Origin of the sequence: Paenarthrobacter sp. CM16, assembly GCF_013179505.1 — a bacterium.
Classification (GTDB): domain Bacteria; phylum Actinomycetota; class Actinomycetes; order Actinomycetales; family Micrococcaceae; genus Arthrobacter.
In genome coordinates this window covers 1-5,086 of record NZ_JABMCX010000316.1, presented here as the reverse complement: position 1 = coordinate 5,086, position 5,086 = coordinate 1, and the positions used below count along the sequence as shown (strand labels likewise).

Here is a 5,086-nt window from a genome sequence, read left to right as displayed (position 1 = left end):
CAGCACCTGCGGCGAAGCACCGCTGATGGCACCCCTTTCCAATCGCGTGTAGTACTCCACACTCAGCCCTGCCAGTGTGGCAACTTCGCTGCGACGCAGCCCTTTAACCCGGCGGTTGGATCCTGCGGGTAAGCCCACCTGCTCCGGGGCCACCTGCGCACGCCGGGAGATCAGGAATTCGCGTACTTCAGCCCGATTATCCATGACTCCCATGCTAGGTCCGGCCCGTCACGGGAGGGAGTCCCTGCCAAGGCCTCCACCGGCTTACGCAGGCTCGGCCCTCCGGCGTGAAACCAGCACCGGACTGTGGGCATGGTGGAGCACGGCGTGGGCCGTTGATCCTATGGTTCCTTTGATGAGCCCATGTCCTTTGGTCCCCACCACCGTGATGCGAGCCGCTTGTGAAGCCTTGACCACCGCCCGGGAGAATGACGAGTCCACCAGGAGCTCGCCGGACACTGTGATCCCAGGGGCTTTGTGCCTGGCGCGGCTCAGCACGGAGTCGAGCATCGCTTCAGCGTCCGGATAAGCCTCCACGGGCTCACGCAACCGCCGGTACCCTTCCGGTTCGTGCAGCACGTGAACGATCATGAGTTCGGCACCTGTTGCTGCCGCAAACAGGCACGCCTCCTCGAGGGCTGCCGGAGAACCCGTCTCATCCACCGCCAGCAGGACGGGACCGTCAGGATGGTCGTCGGCACGGATCACGGCCACCGGGCACTCAGCGGTTGCTGCCATCTCCAAACTCACCGATCCCACCAGCAAACCCATGAACCCGCCAAGACCCCGACTTCCGAGCACCAACATCGCAGCACCGGCCGAGACGTGGGCCAAGTGATCGCGCGGCATGCCGTGAAACAAGGTGCTGCGAACGTCCAGATCGGGGACGGTCTCATTGGCGAGCGCCACGCCTTCTTCAAGCACCTTTTGCGCGGCCCGTTCCAGGCCGCTATCGGCCACACCAGGAACGGGACCCCTGTTGTGGGACAGCATGACCCACAACGAACAGTGCACAACGTGAAGGGAACAGTCCCGGAGGATAGCGTGCTTTGCCGCCCATTGAACGGCCCGGTGTGATTCTTCGGACCCGTCAAAGCCAACCACGATCATCTTCGATGCGCGCTCGTTCGTCATGGCCAGAGCCTACGCCCGCACCGGGAGAGGCACCATAGCGTAACGCCCGACGCCACAACGCAACACGCTGCTAGGCTCCGATGCTGACACTTCAGGAGGAAACACCGTGAGCTTTGCCGAAGAACTCAGGAACCAGTCCGCCGGGGATTGGGACGCCGCCGTCAACCATCCGTTCGTGGACCAGCTGTTGGACGGGTCCCTTCCCGATGAGCAGCTGCGCCATTATCTTGTGCAGGATTACCAGTTCTGCGATGCCTTCACCGCCCTGCTGGGCCAGGCCGTCGCCTCAGCTCCTTCGCTCCCCGCACGCCTGGTGTTCGCCGGGGTTTTGGGAGCTTTCGCTTCGGACGAGAACACGTACTTCCAGGATTGCTTCAATGAGCTGGACGTTCCGGAAGCCGAGAGGACTGCGCCCGCTCTCGGACGTGCCACCCGGGAGTTCGACAACCTGATGCGCAGCGCCCTGTCCACCCGCTCTTACCCCGATGTCCTGGCAGTCCTGCTTGTTGCTGAGTGGCTGTACGGAGAGTGGGCCGCCCGCGCCGGAGACCCCACCCAGTGGCCCGCCGAACCCAGGCATGCCGAATGGATCCGTCTCCACAACAACCCTGAGTACAACGCGTGGGTCACATGGCTACGCGACGAATTCGACGCCGTCGAACCTTCACAACCGCAGGAGCGGCAACGCGTGGCCGCTACCTTCGCGGAAGCGGTTCGGCTGGAGCGGGCGTTCTTCGATGCAGCGCTGGTCCCGGACGAGGCCTACGCCGCGAAGTAGGAGCGGACAACCCCTGTGCGGTTGTCCTGTTCGCCGGAGCCGTGTTCATCAGAACTACTGCAGGACTCCGGACTTGCCGTCAGGTCAGTCCAGTGCCAGCTCTCGGGGCAGTAATCGTTATCGCAAAATTGCCAGGTCATGGGTCCCTCAGTCTCGCCTGCTTGTGTATCCCTCAGTAGGAGGCCCAATCAGGTGGAACATGACGAAGGAAGGACCGTGAGCTGCGTCCTAATCAGAGGACTGAAGCAGCAGACTAAAACAGCGGAACCGCCGGAACTACCCGGTAAACGCGAAGATCAGCGCCGAGCCCAGGGACAGGAGGCCAATCCCGTAGCCCACCACCAAAGCGGCGATGGCAAAGCCCCTGCCGCGTTCGCCGCGCTGCTCGATCTGGTTGAGGGCCATATGCCCTGCCCCCACCACGAATACCGCGATCACAGCCATGCCCGCGAAGAACAGCCCCACGACGGCAACGACTGCCATTGCGGCGGCCACCAGGGCCTGCCGGTTGATCGGCTGGGCGGACGCTTCAGTGTGGTTAGCCTGAACGATCTCCGTTGACATGTTCTCTCCCCATTTGTAAGTGCACCGAGTTTGTAAGTGCACCGAGTCTATCCCCGCCAGGCCCCAAAAGACGCGCGAATTACCGGTGTTTGAACTCCGGTTGGCGCTTCTCGCTGAACGCGGCCATGCCTTCCTTCTGGTCCTCCGTGGCGAAGAGCGAGTGGAACACGCGCCGTTCAAAGAGAACCCCTTGTGACAGTCCCATTTCGAAGGCCGCGTTGACCGCTTCCTTGGCCACCATGGCGGCAGGCTTGGACTTGGAGGCGATCACTTCAGCTGCCTTGACCGCTTCGTCAATGACTTCAGCAGCAGGAACCACCCTGGAGACCAGGCCGGAGCGTTCGGCTTCATCTGCGTCCATGAACCTGCCGGTCAGGACCATGTCCATGGCCTTGGCCTTGCCGACGGCGCGGGTGAGCCGCTGCGAGCCGCCCATGCCCGGGATCACCCCCAGGTTGATTTCCGGCTGGCCGAACTTGGCGTTGTCGCCGGCGATGATGAAATCGGCCATCATGGCCAGCTCACAGCCACCGCCCAGGGCAAAGCCGGAAACAGCAGCAACAACAGGAATGCGGAGGCGGGTGAGGTCCTCCCACCGGCGGAACCAGTCCGCCGCGTACATCTCCATGTAGCTGTTGGAGGACATTTCCTTGATGTCGGCACCCGCAGCGAACGCTTTGGCGGATCCCGTGATCACCACTGCGCCTACGTCGGGGTCGGTGTCCATTGAAGTGACAGCGTCCACGAGCTCATTCATCAGTGCCGTATTCAGCGCGTTCAGCGCTTCGGGCCGGTTCAGGGACACCAATCCAACCCGGCCCCGACGCTCCACCACAATGTTCTGGTAATGCTCCGTCATGCTCTCCCTCTCGCCACGCTCTTCAGACCCTCAACTACTCGGTTCAAACCTCTCACACGGATTTATCCCGGATCTCCGTGATAATTCCGGAGAAGTCCCTGCCGGCTCCCTCGCCCGCAGCAAAGGCATCGTAAATCCGTGATGCCAGCGGTCCCATTTCCGCCGCAACACCCGTGCTTTCCAACGCGTTCAGGGCCAGGCGCAGGTCCTTGGCCATCAAAGCTCCGGCAAAACCGGGCTGGTAGTCGCGGTTGGCCGGGCTGGTGGGGACAGGACCCGGAACGGGGCAGTTGGTGGTCAAGGCCCAACATTGCCCCGAGGCGTTGGAAGCGACGTCGAACAAGGCTTGATGCGTGAGGCCCAACTTTTCACCGAGCACAAATGCTTCGGCAACGGCAATCATGGAAACGCCCAGGATCATGTTGTTGCAGACCTTCGCGGCCTGCCCGGCACCGTGGTCACCGCAATGGACAATCCGTTTGCCCATCAATTCCAGGATGGGCTTCACGGTCTCGAAGTCCTCGGGAAGCGCGCCCACCATGAACGTCAGCGTGCCCGCTTCTGCACCCACTACGCCGCCGGAAACCGGGGCGTCCACTGAGCGGTGCCCGGCTTCAAGGGCAACGGCGGCAGCTTCCCGGGCTTCGTCCACATTGATGGTGGAACAGTCCAGGAAGAGTGTGTTTGGCCGCGCAATGGAAAGCAGCCCCGGGCCGTCCACCCCACGATAGGCATCCAGGACATGCTTGCCGCTGGGCAGCATGGTCAGCACCACTGCCGCCTCCGCAGCAGCTTCATGCGCCGTGGCGGCCATGGGAATCCCATGGGCCAACGCCGCTTCAACGGCTGCCGGAACGGGATCATAGCCAATGACGTCGTGCCCGGCCTTGATCAAATTGGCCGCCATGGGGCCGCCCATGTGTCCAAGTCCGAGGAACGCGATGCGACCCGTCCCCGGGGCTTGGCTATCTGACATGGCTGCGTTCTCTGTCATACCGTCTCCTTCGACTCACTGCCCAGTTTTGAAAGGCCCAACTCCCGCTCGCCGAGCGGCGCAAAGTAGCCCTCGACGTCGGACGCGTGGACGTCAGCAAGCGTGGGCGGCTTCCATTGCGGATTCCTGTCCTTATCCACTACCTGTGCGCGGATGCCCTCACGGAAATCAGGACCGGCCAGGCAGCGAAGCCCCACGCGGTATTCCTGATCCAGCGCTTCCTCGAGCGGGAGTCCGCGGACCCGGCGCAACGATTCCAGAGCGACCTTCACGGACGTCGGCGACTTCGCCTCGATCGTGTCCGCCGCAGCGATCGCTTGGTCGCCCAAAGAGCGCAGGCTCCGCACAATTTCCTCGGCGTCGTCATGCACGTATGCAGCGTCGATCCACTCGCGCTGTGCCGCCAGGGCCGAGTCCGGCGCCGCTTGGGCAAAGCGCTCGACGGCGGCATCCGGCGTCGAGCTTTCCAGCGCTTCCGCCAGCGCGGGCAGGCTTTCGGACGGCACAAAGTGGTCCGCGAGCCCCATGAACAGGGCGTCGGCCCCTGACAGGTGGGCGCCGGTCAGGGCTGCGTGAGTTCCCGTCTCCCCCGGCGAGCGGGACAGCAGCAGCGTGCCGCCGACGTCGGGAACAAAACCAATGGTGGTCTCGGGCATCCCGGTACGGGTCCGTTCGGTGACAATCCGGACCGAACCGTGGGCGGAGATACCCACGCCACCGCCCAGTACCAGCCCGTCCATGAAGGCCACGTACGGCT

Annotated in this window: 7 protein-coding genes and 1 pseudogene; 1 reads left to right on the top strand and 7 read right to left on the bottom strand. The window is 63.3% G+C overall.

Annotated features, from left to right (window positions below; genetic code table 11):
* Together HP499_RS20560 and HP499_RS20555 are read right to left on the bottom strand one after the other, a co-directional pair.
* Positions 1-204, bottom strand: a pseudogene (locus HP499_RS20560) (helix-turn-helix domain-containing protein); the annotation flags it as partial.
* A gap of 60 nt (positions 205-264) precedes the next feature.
* Positions 265-1,134 carry a universal stress protein gene (locus HP499_RS20555; protein WP_172325985.1) on the bottom strand — a complete coding sequence of 290 codons (870 nt, stop codon included), beginning with the start codon at positions 1,132-1,134 and terminating at the stop codon, positions 265-267.
* A 106-nt stretch (positions 1,135-1,240) separates the two neighbouring features.
* Between HP499_RS20555 and HP499_RS20550 the strand changes: the two genes are divergently transcribed.
* The gene (locus HP499_RS20550; protein WP_172325984.1) at positions 1,241-1,912 is read left to right on the top strand and encodes a TenA family protein; all 672 of its coding nucleotides are present in this window, start codon (positions 1,241-1,243) and stop codon (positions 1,910-1,912) included.
* Here the strand turns inward: HP499_RS20550 and HP499_RS24915 are convergent.
* The 5 genes from HP499_RS24915 to HP499_RS20530 form a co-directional block, all read right to left on the bottom strand.
* The gene (locus tag HP499_RS24915; RefSeq protein WP_216660208.1) at positions 1,897-2,052 is read right to left on the bottom strand and encodes a hypothetical protein; all 156 of its coding nucleotides are present in this window, start codon (positions 2,050-2,052) and stop codon (positions 1,897-1,899) included. The genes HP499_RS20550 and HP499_RS24915 overlap by 16 nt on opposite strands.
* Positions 2,053-2,188: 136 nt before the next feature.
* Positions 2,189-2,476, bottom strand: a complete 288-nt coding sequence (locus HP499_RS20545; protein ID WP_216660207.1) for a DUF4190 domain-containing protein — start codon at positions 2,474-2,476, stop codon at positions 2,189-2,191.
* 79 nt (positions 2,477-2,555) lie between these two features.
* Positions 2,556-3,335, bottom strand: coding sequence for an enoyl-CoA hydratase (locus tag HP499_RS20540; protein ID WP_172325983.1), 780 nt, complete (start codon positions 3,333-3,335; stop codon positions 2,556-2,558).
* Positions 3,336-3,387: 52 nt separating this feature from the next.
* The gene (gene mmsB / locus HP499_RS20535) at positions 3,388-4,329 is read right to left on the bottom strand and encodes a 3-hydroxyisobutyrate dehydrogenase (protein ID WP_172325982.1); all 942 of its coding nucleotides are present in this window, start codon (positions 4,327-4,329) and stop codon (positions 3,388-3,390) included.
* On the bottom strand, positions 4,326-5,086 hold a 761-nt coding region (locus tag HP499_RS20530; protein ID WP_172325981.1), incomplete at its 5' end, for a 3-hydroxyisobutyryl-CoA hydrolase. The genes HP499_RS20530 and mmsB, both read right to left, overlap by 4 nt.

Excerpts from the sequence above, each read along its gene's own strand:
- HP499_RS24915 (WP_216660208.1), bottom strand. The coding sequence starts at position 2,052 with ATGACCTGGCAATTTTGCGATAACGATTACTGCCCCGAGAGCTGGCAC.
- HP499_RS20545 (WP_216660207.1), bottom strand. The coding sequence starts at position 2,476 with ATGTCAACGGAGATCGTTCAGGCTAACCACACTGAAGCGTCCGCCCAG.
- HP499_RS20540 (WP_172325983.1), bottom strand. The coding sequence starts at position 3,335 with ATGACGGAGCATTACCAGAACATTGTGGTGGAGCGTCGGGGCCGGGTT.
- HP499_RS20555 (WP_172325985.1), bottom strand. The coding sequence starts at position 1,134 with ATGACGAACGAGCGCGCATCGAAGATGATCGTGGTTGGCTTTGACGGG.
- mmsB (WP_172325982.1), bottom strand. The coding sequence starts at position 4,329 with ATGACAGAGAACGCAGCCATGTCAGATAGCCAAGCCCCGGGGACGGGT.